We start from the raw sequence: 15,863 nt of genomic DNA on the forward strand, positions 1-15,863 counted from the left end.
CAGGGGAAGGGGAACAGATCATGAAGATTCGATTTCGCCTGTCTGGCGCGGCGCTTCCTGGTGTCGGCCTGGCAGGGCTGCTGCAACTGTGCGCGGTCGACGGCGTGCAGGCCAAGGAGTTCAGCGTGCTGGACAACCAGATCACCGGTTCATTCGACAGTACCTTGTCCTACGGCCGCTTGTGGCGGGTCCAGGGCCGGGACAAGACCAACGATGACGTCAACACCAACGACGGCAATCGCAACTTCGACACCGGGCTGGTTTCCGAGGTGTACAAGATCACCTCGGAACTCGAGGCCAACTATCAGAACTACGGGATGTTCGTGCGCGGCACCGCGTTCTATGACACCCAACTGATGGACAAGCGCAACGATTACTTGCGCAACAACAAACCGTCGCAACCCAGTCAGAGTTTCCCGCAGGACGACCACTTCACTGACCAGACCCGCGATATCGCCGGCAGCCGGGTGGAGATGCTCGACGCCTACCTCTACGGCAACTGGGATGTAGCGCAGATGCCGCTCACGGCACGTATAGGGCGCCAGGTGTTCAACTGGGGCGAGGGGATTTTCTACCGTGGCGGGATCAACACCACCAACCCGGTGGATGCGGCCAAGTACCGTCTACCCGGGGCCGAAGTCAAGGAAGTGCTGGTACCGGTGGAAGCACTGAGCTTCAACATCGGCCTGACCGATTCCCTGACCATGGAAAGCTTCTACCAGACCAACTGGAAGGAAACCCGCATCGACCCGGTCGGCACGTTCTACTCGCAGACGGACCTGTTCGCCGACGGTGGCAACACCGCCTACAACAACTTTACCGGTACCGCGCTGGACACCCCGGTGCCGGGGTTCGGCAACGTGATCGATCTGTACGGTGCACTGGGCAACAACCCGGTACTCAACCAGGCCCTGAGGACTACCGGCCTGTACGCCAGCGGGGTTACCCCTGCCTTTGGCAACACCGTCAAGGTGGCCTCGGTCGGCAAGGATTTCAACGCGCGCAACGACGGCCAGTTCGGTTTCGCGTTTCGCTACATCGCAGAAGCACTCAACAGCACCGAGTTCGGGTTGTACATGGTCAACTACCACGCCAAGGAACCGACCATTTCTGCCGATCTGGGAGGGTACAAGGGCATCGACATGAATGCCCTGACCAACCTGTTGGCCGGTGTCGCCGGCAGTCAGGCGGGGCAACTGGCCAACGGCCTGGCGACCGTGGATGTGCTGGGCAACATACAGGCGCATCGGCGCTACGCCGAAGACATCCGCATGTACGGCTTCAGTTTCAACACCACCCTGGGCCAGGCATCGGTGTTCGGTGAAGTGGCTTATCGGCCGAACCTGCCCATCGGGGTCGCCGCCACCAACGACCTGATCGGCGACCTGGCCAACGGCGCTGCCGCCGCGGCAGCCGGCCAGACCATCAACATTGGCGGGCAGCAGGTCACGCTCGCCAGTCAGATCAATAACGCCCAGCGGGTGGAGGCGTTCAACACCTCCGTCGGCACCATTTACAACTTCGGTCCGAGCCTGTCGTTCGACTCGCTGTTCGGCGTATTCGAGCTGGCATCCGAACACTTGCGCGGCAGCAGCCTGCAATACACCGCTTTTGACGGCAGCACCCGTTACTTCGCTGGCACCGGTAACTTTTCCTATGTGTCCGGCGGTGAGCGCGACGACCAGGTCAACCGCAATTCCTACAGCTACACCGCGATGCTCAATGGCACCTGGAACGACGTGTATGCCGGGGTCAACGTCTCGCCTTATGTCGTCTACAAGGATGACTTCGAGGGCAACAGCTATCAGGCGGGCAACATCATCGAGGGCCGCAAGGCCTACACCCTGGGGATCAAGGCCAACTACCAGAACAAACTGGAGGCCGAGCTGCAATACACCGAGTTCTATGGCGGTGGGCAGGACAACGGCCTGCGTGACCGCGACAACGTCGGCTTCAACCTCAAGTACTTCCTTTGATCGCTACACGCAAACCCTGTGTGGGAGCGGGCTTGCTCGCGAAAGCGGTGTATCAGGCGACATCTGTGCTGGATGTGCCGCCCTCTTCGCGAGCAAGCCCGCTCCCACAGGGGATCTGCTGTGTGTTTGCAGACCTGCGGCCTTTATTTCGGAGAACGATCATGTTTCACACTTCACGATTGACCAAGACCACGCTGGCGCTGCTCCTGAGCCTGGCCGCCGGCAGTGCGCTGGCCGCAGTCACGCCCCAGCAAGCCGAGCAATTGAAAACCACGCTGACGCCGCTGGGGGCCGAACGTGCCGGTAACGCGGCCGGGACCATTCCGGCCTGGACCGGCGGCATCACCCAGGCGCCGGCGGGCTACAAGCCTGGTCAGCATCACCTGGACCCGTATGCGGCGGACAAGCCGCTGTTCACCATCACCAAGACCAACCTCGATCAGTACAAGGACCACCTCAGCCCGGGTCAGATTGCACTGTTCAACAGCTACCCCGACACCTTCCAGATGCCGGTCTATCCCTCCCGTCGCTCCGGATCGGCGCCGCAGTGGCTGTATGACAACACCTTGAAAAATGCGACCTCGGCCAAGCTGCTCGATGGCGGGACCGGTTTTGCCGATGCCTATGGCGGTGTGCCGTTCCCGGTGCCCAAGGACGGGATCGAGGTGCTGTGGAACCACATCACCCGTTATCGCGGCATCTATGTGGTCCGACGTGCCTCCGAAGCGCCGGTACAACGCAACGGCAGCTTCGCGCTGGTGACCTCGCAGCAGGAGGGGCTCTTCAACTATTACCGCCAGGGCGGGCAGTTTGCCGACCTGAAGAACATCCTGTTTTACTACCTGGCGTTCGTGAAGAGCCCGGCCCGGCTGGCTGGCGGTGCGGCGTTGGTTCACGAGACCCTGGACCAGCTCAAGGACCCGCGCCAGGCCTGGGTCTACGACGCGGGCCAACGCCGAGTGCGCCGCGCGCCGAACCTCGCGTATGACACCCCGATCGCCTCATCCGACGGCCTGCGCACGGCGGACGATACCGACCTGTTCAACGGCTCGCCAGACCGCTACGACTGGAAGCTCAAGGGTAAGCAAGAGGTCTACATTCCCTATAACAACTACAAAGTCGGTAGCCCTGAGGTGAAGTACGCGCAGTTGCTCACACCGGGCCATCTCAACCCGCAATTCACCCGTTATGAGCTGCATCGGGTCTGGGTGGTCGAAGGCACGCTCAAGCCAGGCGCACGGCATATCTATTCCAAGCGTGTGCTGTTTCTGGACGAGGACAGTTGGGGCGCCGCACTGGTGGATCAATATGACGGGCGAGGGGAGTTGTGGCGGGTGTCGATGGCCTACCTGAAAAACTTCTACGACCTGCCCACCACCTGGAGTGCGCTGGATGTCTTCCATGACTTGCAGGCGCGTCGTTACTACGTGCAAAACCTGGACAACGAAGAGCCGGCCACAGTGGACTTCGCCCAGCCGGTGCCGGAAGACGCGTACTTCATGCCGTCGGCATTGCGCCAGCGCGGGACGCGGTAAGTGGTGATATTGGCCATCCGGAAGATTGCCGGGTTTTGGTTTGACAGAATGTGCTAGCCTGCAATCAATGATTTCATTGATTGCAGGAGGCATCATGGCCAGCATCACAATTAGAAACCTTGATGAGAAGCTCAAGGAGCAGTTGCGTATCACAGCGGCTCATAACGGACATTCCATGGAAGAAGAGGCCCGGTTGATTCTGGGCAGGGCCTTGGCGACTGTTGATCGCGCCGGTGGACTTGGGAGCAGGATCCGCAACAGATTCAGCCCTATCGGAGGAGTTGAGCTTGATCTGCCAGAGCGTTCAGAGAAGGCAACTGCGGTGGATTTTTCTGAATGATAGTGCTCGATACCAACGTTCTTTCAGAGTTTATGCGAGTCGAGCCTGAAGCCCGGGTGCTTGTCTGGGTTGATGCGCAGCCAGCAATGGATCTGGCAGTCAGTGCGGTGACGGTGGCAGAAATACTTCACGGCATTGCACGCCTGCCTTCTGGCAAGCGCAAACAAAAACTTGAAGCCCATGCCATGGCAATGTTCGAAGAAGACTTTGCCGGACGCATTTTGCCGTTCGATGCTCATGCCGCTGTCGAGTACGCAACGCTGGCAGCAGGTGCTGAAGCAAATGGGCGTGCGGTTTCAATGGCAGATGCGCAAATTGCCGCCACTTGCCGAAGCCATGGGGCTGCCATAGCCACCCGTAATGTTCGGGATTTCGAGTTCAGCGGTATTGAAGTGATAGATCCCTGGATGAGCTGAGCTCCCTGTAGGAGCGAGCTCGCTCGCGAAGAACTTGCCAACGCCGCGATCATTCAGAATGCACGGGTTATCGTTGACTTCCATCGCGAGCAAGCTCGCTCCTACAGGATGAGCCTGAAGTCATCACACGCGGAAATGGCTCACCATCTGCTGCAATTGACCACCCAGCCGCGCCAGTTCAACGCTGGACTTGGCGGTTTCATCGCTCGCCGCAGCAGTCTGCTCGGACACATCGCGCACATTGATGATGCTGCGGCTGATCTCTTCGGCCACGGCGCTTTGCTGTTCGGCAGCGGCGGCGATCTGCTGGTTCATCGACTGGATATTGGACACCGTGCGGGTGATGTTCTCCAGTGACTCGCCGGCCTTGCGGGTCAGGGCCACGCTGCTGTCGGTGAGGGTGCGGCTGTTGTTCATCACGGCCGATACTTGTTGCGTGCCGTTTTGCAGGCCGGCCACCAGGCCTTCGATTTCCTCGGTGGACTTCTGCGTGCGCTGGGCCAGGCCGCGGACCTCGTCGGCCACCACCGCAAAACCACGACCGGCTTCCCCGGCGCGGGCCGCTTCGATGGCTGCGTTGAGCGCCAGCAGGTTGGTCTGCTCGGCCACGGCCTTGATCACGTCCATGACGCTGCCGATCTTGTCGCTTTCCTGCTGCAGCACACTCATGGCTTCGGTGGAACGCACCACTTCGCTGGCCAGGCGCTCGATCTGGGCGATGGCTTCGTTGACCACCTTGTCGCCTTCACGGGCTTCACCGTCCGCCGCCGCAGCGGCTTGCGAGGCTTCTTCGGCGTTGCGCGCGACTTCCTGCACGGTGGCGGTCATCTCGTGCATGGCGGTCGCGACCTGATCGGTCTCGACTTTCTGACTGTTGACCCCGGCGCTGGTCTGCTCGGTCACGGCCGACAGCTCTTCGGCGGCGCTGGCGATCTGGGTGACGCCGTCGCGGATGCCGCTGATCAAGTCGCGCAGGGTCACGCCCATGCGTGCGATGCCTTGCTGCAACACGCCGAGTTCGTCGCGACGGGTGACCAGCACGTTCTGGGTCAGGTCACCGCTGGCGATGCGGTCGACCACCGCCAGGGTGTCGCGCAATGGACGGGTGATCTGGCGAGTGATGACCACGGCGGCAATGACGCCCACCAGCAACGCCAGCAACGTGCTGACCAGCTGCAAGGTGCGCGCCCGGGCGCTTTCGGCGTCACGACGGTCGAGCTGGATCTGATACAGCTGATCGCTCAGGGAGACGATGGCGGCGCCCTGGTCGGTCATTTCCTGGCGTGCTTGCACCGCGTCATTGCTGGCGGCCTTGTAGGCCTGCAAGGCGCTGCGGTAGTTACCCAGCGCAGCCTCCAGCTGACGCAGGGCGTCTTGCTGGGAGTCGGCGAAATGCGCGTTCAGCGGTTTCAGGCTGGCGATGGCGGCATCCAGTTGGCCGACTGCCTTTTGCTCGGTCTCGGCATTGGTACTGGCGGTATAGCCGCGCACTTCGTAGCGGGCCAGCAGAAACGCTTCCCTGGCAGCAGTAATGGCCTGGAACTGTTCAAAGCGCTGGTCGCTCAGCGGCATTTGCTGAACGCGGGTAGTGATGCCATTGATCAGCGTGTTGGCGGTTTCGGCGTTGGCACCCATGGCGTCGCGGGCGCTGTTGCCGGCGCGATAAGCGTTGCGCATTTTGCCGAGGGACACCTTGTAGGCGTCGATGACGGCACCCTGCTCTCGGAGCAGCTTGAGGTTTTCCGGGCTCTTGAACTTCGCCAGCAAGGCTTGTTGCTGGGCCGAGAAGGCGTCGAGGGTGGTCTGCACGCTCTGCGCGGCGGTTTCGTCGCCGTTGGTCAGCATGTATTGCAGGCGAACCACGCGCAGTTTGGTCAGGCCGGCGTTGAGCTGGGTGATGTCGCTCATCCAGTTGCTGCGGTCGATCAGCCCGCCCAGGCTGGTCCAGCCGGTCAGGGCGAGGACGCAGGTCAGTGCCAGGACCAGGCCAAATCCCAGGCCCAGTTTCAGGTTCACGCTGATGTTGCCGAACCAGCTATTCATCAAATTCCTCCAGGAACGTAGTGCTTCTATTTCGTCGGTTGGCTGGAAGATTGTTTTTTTTGGGGGCCGCCAAGCTGTGTAAGCAAGATGTATCGGCAGCAATCCCGGGAGCTGAAAGGTTTTTGTGTGGCGGATTCTGTAACAAGGTTTTTGCAGCGTTTTAAGCTTTTTTTCACATGTCTTTCACTCGCCGACAACGCACGTTTCCTTAACCTTTGCGGATCTAATGAGGTGGTCCGTGCCGGCGAGGCGGCTTGATGTGGAATTAAGACTGAGTCTTTTCGGGATAAAACGCTCGATCGATCTGAACCGCTTCGCCCGTTATCGCAACGCTGCGGTGGTGTTGGCCTCGGCGCTGCTGGTGGTCCCGTTGATCGTGTTTTTGCTGCGTCCCGCCACCGCGCCCGACCTGGCCCACGGCAATGTGGCCGGTGCACAGGCTTTGATGACGGGATGGGCCAAGGGCGATGTGATCGTACTGGTGCGCCATGTCGAGCGCTGCGATCACTCCTCGGCGCCTTGCCTGGTTGGCAACGATGGCATTACCGCGCGCGCTCGCAGCGTTGCCGAGAGCCTCGGGGCACAGTTCAGACACCTTGGCCTGGACAAGGCCGATATCTACAACAGCCCGATCCTGCGCACGGCACAGACCGCCAACTTCATGTTCAACAAGGTTGGCACGGGGGAAGACTGGCTGATCAGTTGCAAGGGCACCATGCTGCGCGACGCGCTTGCGCACAAAGTGGCCGGGCGTAACCTGGTTCTGGTGACTCACAGCGAGTGCATGGAACAACTGGAAAAAGGCCTGAAGTTACCGCCTACGACGCTGGGTTATGGCGCTTCGCTGTTTATTTCCGCCGAAACCCCGCAAACTCCGCGCATGCTTGGTTTCATCGATGCCTCTGACTGGAGCTCGGTGAACACTCATTGAGTTTTCCCCTCCTCTTTTTGAATCAGGATTCACAATGCAGACCGCTTCTCGCTACCGCTTTTACTGGGTGAATTTCGGTATTCCGCTGGCCTGCGCGGTCGCGGTGTTCCTGATGTTCGACATGACCAAAATCGACATTGCCTTCAACAATTACTTTTTTGATCCGGTGACGCAGACGTACCCGTTGGACCAATCCCATCTGTTCGAAAAAATTACCCATAAATGGGCGCGGATCATTCCGAACTGGACCGGTGAAATTGCGATTATCGGTGCCTTGCTGTCGTTTCTCTGGCCACGCCTGAAGGCGGAAAAGCACTCGAAAATCATCGCTTTCCTGGAAAAAATCAAAGTCGCACCGGTGCTGCGCTTTGCCACCCGGCACCGTCGGGACTTTCTCTATGTGGTGTTCGCGTTTTCCATCAGCACCGGGGTCATTCACTACCTCAAGGGCCACACCAGCGTGTACTGCCCGATCGAGACCACCCTGTACGGCGGCAAAATGGAGCACGTTGAGTGGTATGAAAATTTCGACCTGCTGAAAGTCGCCGGTGACGGTCGCTGCTGGCCGGGCGGACATGCATCGGGTGGTTTCACCATGCTGGCGTTGTACTTCGTGGCTCGCCGTTATCGCTGGCGCTATTCCAAGGCGATCATGTACGGCTCGCTGACCCTCGGTTTCATCTACGGCACGACGCGGGTGCTGCAAGGCTGGCACTACATGTCCCACACCCTATGGGCTGGGATCTTTGTGTGGCTGGCATGTTTGCTGACGGCGCTGGCGTTTTACGGGCGAGCGAGGCTGGAACAGCCGGTGCTTTCCAAAGCGCAGCAAGCAGTACCGGCTGCTCAGACTCAGCCAGTGAATTGAGTCCGCTTTGAACAGCGAAACCCGCAAACCGAAAGGGCTGCGGGTTTTTTATTGGCTGAGGAAATGTCAGCGGGTCATGGGTTGGGCGCAGCAAAGATCCAGCAGGAACGGGTGCCTCACTGCGCAACGAAGTAGTAGGCCTGACGCCCCACCATCATTGTCTTGAGCACCTTCAACGGTGCGGCAGGCTCAGTGTCGCCGGAGAGCACCGCGACATTTTCAGGCGACGCACCGAGAAAATCATGCAACTGCGACTCGGTATCGAGACCTTTGAGCACGCTGCGGGTATAGAACACGCTGGCGCCGCCCAATCGTTCAGTGGCCTGGTACAGGGCAACCTGTTGCCCATTGGCCTGCATCGACTGGATCTGCTCGGTCAGCGGCAGGAAGGACAATGTCCGGTCGGCATGAGGCATCGCCCATTGTGCTGCGGCGAAGTAACCGCAAATGACCACGGCCAGGGTGCCAACCGCCAGACCGTTACGATACCCGGCCACGCGACCGGTCCAGGTCGGGGAACCTTCACGGGACTTCAGGCGTTCGAGCAGCACGCGTGCATATTCGGCAGCGATCACCGCTGCTGCGGGCGTCAGCGACATCAGGTACACCGTACGTTTGCTCGACGCCAGCGTCAGCATCACAAATTGCGCCAGCAACCACAGGGCGAAGAACAGCAAGTACCGGTTAGCCACCAGGCTTTTACGAAAATGCCACAGGCCCAGATACACCAGGATATTCCAGGGCAGGAAGGCCTGGGGCAGTTTGACCAGGTAGTAATAGTACGGCTCGTGATGCCCCGCTTCGACGAAGGAACCACTGAAGCGACCGACACTGTTGGTCAACAGCACCTCGGTCACGGCATGGGCACCGTCGCGCTGGTACAGCATCGCGAGCCAGATCACCAGCGGTACCAGCCCCAGCAGCGTCAGCAGGCCTGGTCGCAGCCAACCAGCGACGTTCAGGCGCTTGTCCATCAGGCTGGTGACCAGCAGATACGTGAAGATCACCACACCCGGCATGGCCAGGCCCAGCACGCCCTTGCTCAGGGTCGCGATGGCGATCCCCGCCACAAATAGCAATCCGTTGCCGATGCCTGTTTGTCGTTGCCCCGCAAAGAACGCCAGCAACGCTGCGCTCACCCCGAGGGCGAGCAACGCATCTTCACCGACACCGCGCACGTTGCTCCAGTAACTGGCCATGGTCGCCAGCAGAATCGCCGCCGCCCACGCGACACTGACGGGCCGGCCGAGCCGGCGCAGCATGGCGTACAGCAGCATCACACTGAACAGCCCGGCGAATGCAGACGTCAGGCGAACGGCCCACGGTGTACCGCCAAATACACGAATTGCCCCGGCGCCGAGCCACAGGCTCAGGGGTGGTTTTTCCAGAAAGGGTTCGCTGAAAAGTCGCGGCGTCACCCAGTCATTATCCAGGTGCATTTCCATGGCGATTCCGGCGACCCGCGCTTCGGTGGAGCCTTGTAATTGGTGGTTGCCAAGGGCGAAGAAAAACAGCAGGCAACACAGTGCAAACAGCAGTGGGACAGGGCGCGACATGACTTCTGGCTACCGGAAAAGGAAGGCCGAAAAAAAGGGCTGGAAAAAGTATACGGAACGCTTTCTTAACAAAGCATGAACAACTGCTGTGATCTATTAGGGGTGAAGGTCGACCTTCATTTCGCCAGCCAGTCTGGCATTCGATGCCCGGTGAGTCCCTGATTGAATCGCACAAATTCCCCCTCGATTTTTGCCAAACGTCCGGTGCTCCGAAAGGTCCTGTCTGGCTCAGGCATTGTCTTCGCTCTCCTGCTGATCGCAGGTGGTTACTGGCTGTTCGTGCCGCCGTCACCCTATGTTCCGCTGAGCGGCCTGGACCCCGCGGCAGTGTCGTTGATCGCCGTGGGCGATCAAGGCAGCGGTGACTTGCAACAATGGCGAGTGGGGCAAGCCATGGAGCGCGTCGCGGCCCGGGAGGGGCGCCTGGACATGGTGGTTTTCCTCGGCGACAACTTCTACGGCAAGCCCTTGACCGGTACTCACGATTATCGTTGGGGAACCCGATTCGAGCGTGTCTATTGGGGGCACTGGCTCAGCCATGTGCCGTTTTACGCAGTGCTGGGTAACCACGATTACCCGGTGTCGCAAAAATACGAGATCGAGTACGGCCAACAGCACCGGGGGTCGGGTCGCTGGCAGATGCCGGCGAATTTCTACATCAAGGATTTCGGTGACGTCGACGGGCAGCCATTGGTGCGGATGGTGTTCCTCGACACTTCGGCGCCACGTGAAACTCTGCAGCAGCAAATCGACTTGATCGATCAGGCGTTCCAGGCGCCCGGACCGGCTCCGGTATGGCGAATAGCCGCGTCCCATCACCCGGTGCGCAATCAAGGTGAGCATGGCGAGGAGTCGGACCTGGTCACACGGCTGTTGCCAGTGTTGCAACGCAACCACGTCGATCTGCTTTTGTCGGGTCATGATCACAACCAGCAATTGCTGTTGCGTGCTGGTGAACCCGCGTGGGTGATTTCCGGGGCGGGTGGCCAGAAGCTGGATGTCCTGCCAACGCCAACGCCGAATAGCACCTTTACTGACTCGCGGGCTGGTTTTGCCAAACTCGACCTGAGTGCCACTCAACTCAGGCTGGGGTATTACAACGACCGAGGCGATCTGGAATCCGGTTATCGCTGGACCAGAGACTGCCAGTGGATGGCCAAAGGCTGTTTGCTGCCCGAGCAATCGCAAGGGAATGGCGCGCAAGCGGCACAGTGATGGGCGGTGTCGGCTGGATAAAACCACTGGTGGCCGTCAGACAAAATCCCAGGCAAAAAAAAGCCCGCGGGAGGGCGGGCAAACCGTAGTTTCTTGAATGAGCGAGGGCAATGTACAGGCAGGAACGCAAGCGTGGGGTGAAGAAAAATTCATTTCGGTCAAAGCCCCATACCAGAGCCTGCGACACAGCTACGGCAAATGATCCGCGGCAAAGTCGGCTTCCGACCGTGCACGCAAACGACCCTTGCGGCAGGCTTGCTGGAACTGCTCGAAATCGCGCTCGTTCTGCTCGGTATATCCCCGGGCATATTTGTAGAGCGCGTCGGCCAGTGCGTCGCTCTTGCCGATGTAGCCGCTGATCACCGCCGCGTGCCCGGAAGACTTGGCATGGGCGCGAGCCAGGGCCCGGCCGCAGAGTCGGCCATAGGCCGCGAAAGCTTCGCCATCGAAGGTCTCGAGTTCGGCGGAGATTTTCATGTCGCGCAATTGCCGCACATAAAAATGCCGCCCGCTGGGGCCGGTGGTCCAGCCGAGGAACAGATCGCTGGCCGATTGCATCAGCCGCTGACCGTCGACCACCCGCTGCCCTTCATGCCGCACCCGCGACTTGGCCTTCACGTAGCCGGCAAGCACCGAGCGCCGCGCCTCCTTGAATTGCAGGAACAACGGAAACTCCTGATCGTCGGTCAGCAGTGCCACCAGGCACCGGGTGCCGACACTGCCGACGCCTACCACTTTGAACGCCATGTCCTGAGCGTGAAAACGCGACACCAGATCACGGCGGTCCGCTTGCAGGGTGCCGCGATAGTCGCGCATGAAGGTGTCGTAGAGCGGACGCCAGTCCGATAGGCGCAACCAGTCATCATCGGCATCCAGCAGCGTGGTGTTCTTGTGCAGGTGGAAAATTTCCGGCAGGTCATCGCGAATGATCAGATGACCATGGGCGTCGCGTTCGCTGATTTTTGGCAGCAATTCGGCATGGGTACGACGTTCGGCTTTTTCGATGGCGCGCTGCACATGTTCCAGGGTGCTCTTGTTGGCCTGCGCCAGCAGGTCGTCATAGCTGATGGATTCGTACCAGGTTTCCAGCGCACTCTGTTCGGCGCATTCGAGCATGGTTTTCTGATAGGCGCCCACGACCTCATGGCAAACCGTGTCTTCAACCGACTCGCCATGCCGCAGATCGCGAGCCGCCACCAGGAAACTCGCCACCAGACGTTTCAAGTCCCACTCCCACGGTCCGGGATGGGCTTCGTCGAAGTCGTTTACGCTGAACAGCAGGTTGCGTTCAGGCGTTGCGAACCCGCCGAAATTCATCAGGTGGCTATCGCCGCAGATCGGCGAAACCAGCCCCATGTTCGAAGTGCCCGCCAGATCGTGGGCCTGCAGCAACGCATTGCCGCGATAGAAGGTGAACGGTGACACCAGCATGCGCCCGTAGCGCAACTCCACCAGCGATCTGACGCGCCCTTCACTCGACGCCTTGATCAGCGGTATCGGGTCGCGGGCGACATTGCCCAGGGATGCTTGCGAACGGCGCGAACACTTCTTGCGTGCATCCCTGCCTTGCTTCAAACGGTCGGTGAGGGTGGTCATGGGGGCCTATTCGACAGGTGTTGTAGGGCGTTTGCGAATTGAGTGTAGAAGGGCTTTGCGGGTTCATCCGAAGTGTTTGCCCAGCGACTAATCTGTCTGTCAGGCATCGACTCGATGCCACCACCTGGAAACAAGGAGGCCCGTGTTTTCATTGCCAGTTTCACTGCTGCTGGCGTTCCTTATCGGCTGGGTGTCTCAGCGCATGGGCATGTGCCTTGTCAATGCCATGGGGCTGCTGCTCAAACGCCGACCAACCCTGTTCGTGTCGCTGATCAGTTGCGGATTGTTCGGTCTGTTGCTCGCGCCGGTCTATGCCTTGTCTGGCGTCAGTCAGCCGCTGTTCATCCCTGAGGTTGGCTATCTGGCACTGGTCGGTGGCGGAGTGCTGTTCGGCCTTGCCTCGGTGCTCAACGACGGATGCAGCGTCGGTACTCTCACCAAACTCGCCAGCGGCAATCTAAACAAGGCCTTCACCATTCTCGGCTGGGTACTGGGGATCGTGCTGTGGCATCACCTGAACATGCTGACCGAACAGCGGGCGCTGCAAATGCCGATGATCACTGGCCGTCATTACTGGCTGGCCATCGGCATCGTGCTGCTGATTCTGCTGTTCCTGATCCGGATTCACGGCGACAAACACCTGGTGCTGTCGAGCCTGCTGCTGGGCGCACTGACCAGTGCCCTCTACACCTTCGAACCGCTGTGGACGCCCAGTGTGTTCTTCTACGATCTCTCGCAAATGTTCCGGGGCCCGGGCGACACCTCATTGACTACCCAGCGTGTGGCGGTGTTCGCCATGCTGATGCTTGGCATGCTCTGTTACACGTTGCATCGCCGCACGTTCAACTATCAGCGGTTCGCAGGGATGACCGCGGGCAGGCACCTGCTCGCGGGCGTGTTGATGGGGACCGGCGCATCGATGATGCTGGGTGGCAATGACTCGCAGATTCTATTGGTGTTTCCGACGCTGACCTGGGTGGGGACGGTGCCGTTGGTGTCGATTGTGTTGGGGATATTGGTGGGGGTTGGGGTTAAGCGGCTGCGTGCTTGAAATCGCGGCTCTGGAGTTGGACGACCTCTATGAGACCGTCCATTTTTCAAGGATCAAACCTGCATCTGCAATCGCCGCCCAACCACATCCAGCAAATCGCATCCATCGCGCAGGGACGTGACCAGCACCCGCGCCAGTTCGCTGTAAACACCCTCGTCAGTCGCGAGACTCTCCAGCAATTGCGTCGCGGTTCGAATGCGATAGGCGGCTGTTTCATGCAGCACATCCAGCGGCGCTTCGGTGTCGATCAGCAGCGACGCGATGGTGCAGTCGATGCCGCTCATCGGCATGTATCGATTCATCTCAAACCTCCACTTCATCAAGTGGCGCGACGTTGTCCAGCGCCCGATTCACCAGCAATTGCGCCAGCACGGCCAACTGCTGGATTGCCAGGGCGATGTTGCGACGCGAACTTTCAAGATCACAGGCAAGGTCGGTGCTCATGACGTTGAGCGAGGCGAGGGTTTCGCTGGCGTGGGTGAGCAGGGACGGCGTGTCGATGTTGGGGCGGAGGGTGAAGACGTGGCTGATGGGGTCGAGGTGATTGGGGTTGCGGAGGCGGGCGCTGATGGCGGGTTCGGTGGTGTTGGAGAGGTTGGATAAGTCGGGTGTTTTGGTAGTTGGATCAGATGTAGAGTCTTGTGGGATGGGGCTGTGTTTTTTCATTATGGAGATCCTGGTCAATTCATAGGAGCTGCCCCGGTTTTCAGTCTGTCAAAACTGATCGCTGATTTGCAGCGATCGGTAAAGGTTATCGTCGAGAAGAAGCGCCCGCCAGTTCATGAAAGGCGATGCGTTTTGCGGGAAATGTCCTAGGACGCGGTGAAGTTGTTGCACCGATCACAGGTCACTCGATCTCACCGTGTGCTTGAAATGATGTTCCCAAAGCCTGACCCCTAACCCGCCGCTCCGGTCCAGCGATGACCCTACCGTCAAATCCGTAATCAACGTCGGCTGTAAACCCGCATCAAACAACGCAAACCCCGCCGCCAGGCAGCAGGTTTCGGTCTGCAGGCCGCAGACCAGCACGCGCTCGACGTTCAGGCTTTTCAGGTAGTCGATGGTTTGCGCTGTGGGCGCGTAGCCGTGCTTGATGAAAATGCGGTCGGCGGGGATCAGGCTGTCATCGTCCGGCGCGGGGTGCCAGCCGAGCTGTTTTTCAAAGGGGGTGATGGACTCATCATGACGCTCGACCGTGGCGGCACTGGGCAAGGTTCCGATGAGTGCCTGGATACCGTCGACCAGCCACTGCGGCGGGGCGAAGCCGGGTTGAACGTCGATGATTAGGAGGGCTTGGCGCATGAGCTTCTCGGGGGAAATGGCCGTGAGATAGGCGACTGTGGATGCAACATATTCTGGAGGGTCTCGCTGGTCTCTTCGCGGGCAGCCAGATGCAAAGCCTGGTCGTTAGCGATGTCCATATTGCAATCATGCACATAACAACCATTGCGCGACTGCTGATGCGACCCTATCGTCGGATTTTACGTACCACAACGTGGTTTGGTGAGTTGTGAGCGTACGATGTAATGCACGTTTTCGCTGGGCTCTTCGGTGAGTGAACGAAGCGATTGAGCGGTATGGAATTGGAGACAAATCATGATTCGCAAGCGCTACTTGAAAGCCTTGGCAATGCTGCTCATCGCCGCTGGCGTGCAGTGGGTGACGCTACCTGCGTCCGCGACCGAGCAGGGTCAACAACGGCGTGAGGCCCGCGATACCAGGCAGGAAGGGCGCTCCGCTGCCCGGCAAACCAAGGATGACTGTAGAAGGGGCAATGACAAGAGCAACGTAGAATGTCGCCAGGACAAGCGCAGTACCAAGCAGGATACCCGTCGCACAGCCCGGGACATCAAGTACTGATCGTTAGCGTGAGGCCTGCTTCATACGGTTGCAGGGTTTGCGATACAGCCAGAAACAACAAAGCCCGCACAGGGCGGGCTTCGTTGGTGTCTCAATTGGTGGGCCGGTGTAATTTGAAACAGGCCAGTAACATATTGATTAATTGGGGTGATTTCCGGTTTGTATTTTAAGCTGGAATACCGATTGGAATACCGCGACAAGTTCCTGGCTTGCCGGTGACCAGTTCGGTCGCCCGCTATCGGGCGACTCCTGGCCCAAGCGTGGTCACTGAGCTAAACGACTACGGGATAACGCGCATTACCCCACAATGTTTCCGGGTTATCCAGCATCAGCAGAATAATGACCGGAGCCAGCTTGCCGAGTAGGTTGGCGCAGTCACGCAGTTGATCTCGCTTGACGCTGCTGTTCCAGGTGGCGCCCCCCAAGCATGAAGCCAGGTTCGACGAGGGATTGTAGAGTCTTATCATGTAATGGTG

Annotated in this window: 15 protein-coding genes and 1 pseudogene; 9 read left to right on the top strand and 7 right to left on the bottom strand. The window is 59.5% G+C overall.

Annotated features, from left to right (window positions below):
* The first annotated feature begins 20 nt into the window (after positions 1–20).
* The 4 genes from AC06G5_RS03315 to AC06G5_RS03330 all read left to right on the top strand — a co-directional run bounded on the left by AC06G5_RS03315 (position 21) and on the right by AC06G5_RS03330 (position 4,267).
* Positions 21–1,976, top strand: a complete 1,956-nt coding sequence (locus tag AC06G5_RS03315; RefSeq protein ID WP_480458975.1) for a DUF1302 domain-containing protein — start codon at positions 21–23, stop codon at positions 1,974–1,976.
* Positions 1,977–2,137: 161 nt separating this feature from the next.
* On the top strand, positions 2,138–3,511 hold the full coding sequence (locus tag AC06G5_RS03320) for a DUF1329 domain-containing protein (protein WP_480458976.1): 1,374 nt from the start codon (positions 2,138–2,140) through the stop codon (positions 3,509–3,511).
* Between the two features lie 94 nt (positions 3,512–3,605).
* On the top strand, positions 3,606–3,851 hold the full coding sequence (locus tag AC06G5_RS03325; RefSeq protein WP_480458977.1) for a FitA-like ribbon-helix-helix domain-containing protein: 246 nt from the start codon (positions 3,606–3,608) through the stop codon (positions 3,849–3,851).
* Positions 3,848–4,267 (top strand): PIN domain-containing protein, encoded by a 420-nt coding sequence (locus AC06G5_RS03330; protein ID WP_480458978.1) that lies wholly within the window; start codon positions 3,848–3,850, stop codon positions 4,265–4,267. The genes AC06G5_RS03325 and AC06G5_RS03330 overlap by 4 nt, the downstream gene beginning before the upstream one ends.
* A gap of 123 nt (positions 4,268–4,390) precedes the next feature.
* On the opposite strand, the gene AC06G5_RS03335 is transcribed toward AC06G5_RS03330, so the two are convergent.
* On the bottom strand, positions 4,391–5,254 hold the full coding sequence (locus AC06G5_RS03335; RefSeq protein ID WP_480459851.1) for a methyl-accepting chemotaxis protein: 864 nt from the start codon (positions 5,252–5,254) through the stop codon (positions 4,391–4,393).
* A 42-nt stretch (positions 5,255–5,296) separates the two neighbouring features.
* Positions 5,297–6,310: pseudogene (locus tag AC06G5_RS03340) on the bottom strand (methyl-accepting chemotaxis protein); the annotation flags it as partial.
* A 259-nt stretch (positions 6,311–6,569) separates the two neighbouring features.
* Here AC06G5_RS03340 and pmrG point away from each other — a divergent pair.
* Positions 6,570–7,241 (top strand): lipopolysaccharide core heptose(II)-phosphate phosphatase PmrG, encoded by a 672-nt coding sequence (pmrG, locus tag AC06G5_RS03345; RefSeq protein ID WP_480458979.1) that lies wholly within the window; start codon positions 6,570–6,572, stop codon positions 7,239–7,241.
* A gap of 34 nt (positions 7,242–7,275) precedes the next feature.
* The gene (locus AC06G5_RS03350; RefSeq protein ID WP_413421678.1) at positions 7,276–8,109 is read left to right on the top strand and encodes a phosphatase PAP2 family protein; all 834 of its coding nucleotides are present in this window, start codon (positions 7,276–7,278) and stop codon (positions 8,107–8,109) included.
* 116 nt (positions 8,110–8,225) lie between these two features.
* On the opposite strand, the gene AC06G5_RS03355 is transcribed toward AC06G5_RS03350, so the two are convergent.
* On the bottom strand, positions 8,226–9,665 hold the full coding sequence (locus AC06G5_RS03355) for an ArnT family glycosyltransferase (RefSeq protein WP_480458980.1): 1,440 nt from the start codon (positions 9,663–9,665) through the stop codon (positions 8,226–8,228).
* A 162-nt stretch (positions 9,666–9,827) separates the two neighbouring features.
* On the opposite strand from AC06G5_RS03355, the gene AC06G5_RS03360 reads away from it, so the two are divergent.
* Entirely contained in the window at positions 9,828–10,880 is a 1,053-nt protein-coding gene (locus tag AC06G5_RS03360) for a metallophosphoesterase (RefSeq protein ID WP_413421674.1), read from the top strand.
* Between the two features lie 189 nt (positions 10,881–11,069).
* Here the strand turns inward: AC06G5_RS03360 and AC06G5_RS03365 are convergent, their stop codons facing one another.
* Positions 11,070–12,476: a DUF2252 domain-containing protein gene (locus AC06G5_RS03365; protein ID WP_480458981.1), complete on the bottom strand. Its 1,407-nt coding sequence runs from the start codon at positions 12,474–12,476 to the stop codon at positions 11,070–11,072.
* Between the two features lie 142 nt (positions 12,477–12,618).
* Between AC06G5_RS03365 and AC06G5_RS03370 the strand changes: the two genes are divergently transcribed.
* Positions 12,619–13,527 carry a YeeE/YedE thiosulfate transporter family protein gene (locus AC06G5_RS03370; protein ID WP_413703623.1) on the top strand — a complete coding sequence of 303 codons (909 nt, stop codon included), beginning with the start codon at positions 12,619–12,621 and terminating at the stop codon, positions 13,525–13,527.
* 53 nt (positions 13,528–13,580) lie between these two features.
* Here AC06G5_RS03370 and AC06G5_RS03375 read toward each other — a convergent pair whose 3' ends face one another.
* The 3 genes from AC06G5_RS03375 to AC06G5_RS03385 form a co-directional block, all read right to left on the bottom strand.
* Positions 13,581–13,829 (bottom strand): hypothetical protein, encoded by a 249-nt coding sequence (locus tag AC06G5_RS03375; RefSeq protein ID WP_413421668.1) that lies wholly within the window; start codon positions 13,827–13,829, stop codon positions 13,581–13,583.
* Between the two features lies 1 nt (position 13,830).
* On the bottom strand, positions 13,831–14,193 hold the full coding sequence (locus AC06G5_RS03380; protein ID WP_413421666.1) for a DUF6124 family protein: 363 nt from the start codon (positions 14,191–14,193) through the stop codon (positions 13,831–13,833).
* 174 nt (positions 14,194–14,367) lie between these two features.
* Positions 14,368–14,829, bottom strand: coding sequence for a cysteine hydrolase family protein (locus AC06G5_RS03385; RefSeq protein WP_480458982.1), 462 nt, complete (start codon positions 14,827–14,829; stop codon positions 14,368–14,370).
* 294 nt (positions 14,830–15,123) lie between these two features.
* Between AC06G5_RS03385 and AC06G5_RS03390 the strand changes: the two genes are divergently transcribed.
* Positions 15,124–15,387 carry a hypothetical protein gene (locus tag AC06G5_RS03390; RefSeq protein WP_413421662.1) on the top strand — a complete coding sequence of 88 codons (264 nt, stop codon included), beginning with the start codon at positions 15,124–15,126 and terminating at the stop codon, positions 15,385–15,387.
* Positions 15,388–15,863: the final 476 nt, after the last annotated feature.

The organism is Pseudomonas sp. WT-JTC (assembly GCF_056711565.1).

Coding starts and splice junctions, on each gene's coding strand:
- AC06G5_RS03325 (WP_480458977.1), top strand. CDS start 3,606: ATGGCCAGCATCACAATTAGAAACCTTGATGAGAAGCTCAAGGAGCAG.
- AC06G5_RS03315 (WP_480458975.1), top strand. CDS start 21: ATGAAGATTCGATTTCGCCTGTCTGGCGCGGCGCTTCCTGGTGTCGGC.
- AC06G5_RS03320 (WP_480458976.1), top strand. CDS start 2,138: ATGTTTCACACTTCACGATTGACCAAGACCACGCTGGCGCTGCTCCTG.
- AC06G5_RS03350 (WP_413421678.1), top strand. CDS start 7,276: ATGCAGACCGCTTCTCGCTACCGCTTTTACTGGGTGAATTTCGGTATT.
- AC06G5_RS03390 (WP_413421662.1), top strand. CDS start 15,124: ATGATTCGCAAGCGCTACTTGAAAGCCTTGGCAATGCTGCTCATCGCC.
- AC06G5_RS03385 (WP_480458982.1), bottom strand. CDS start 14,829: ATGCGCCAAGCCCTCCTAATCATCGACGTTCAACCCGGCTTCGCCCCG.
- AC06G5_RS03355 (WP_480458980.1), bottom strand. CDS start 9,665: ATGTCGCGCCCTGTCCCACTGCTGTTTGCACTGTGTTGCCTGCTGTTT.
- AC06G5_RS03365 (WP_480458981.1), bottom strand. CDS start 12,476: ATGACCACCCTCACCGACCGTTTGAAGCAAGGCAGGGATGCACGCAAG.
- AC06G5_RS03380 (WP_413421666.1), bottom strand. CDS start 14,193: ATGAAAAAACACAGCCCCATCCCACAAGACTCTACATCTGATCCAACT.
- AC06G5_RS03375 (WP_413421668.1), bottom strand. CDS start 13,829: ATGAATCGATACATGCCGATGAGCGGCATCGACTGCACCATCGCGTCG.
- AC06G5_RS03330 (WP_480458978.1), top strand. CDS start 3,848: ATGATAGTGCTCGATACCAACGTTCTTTCAGAGTTTATGCGAGTCGAG.
- AC06G5_RS03335 (WP_480459851.1), bottom strand. CDS start 5,254: ATGGGCGTGACCCTGCGCGACTTGATCAGCGGCATCCGCGACGGCGTC.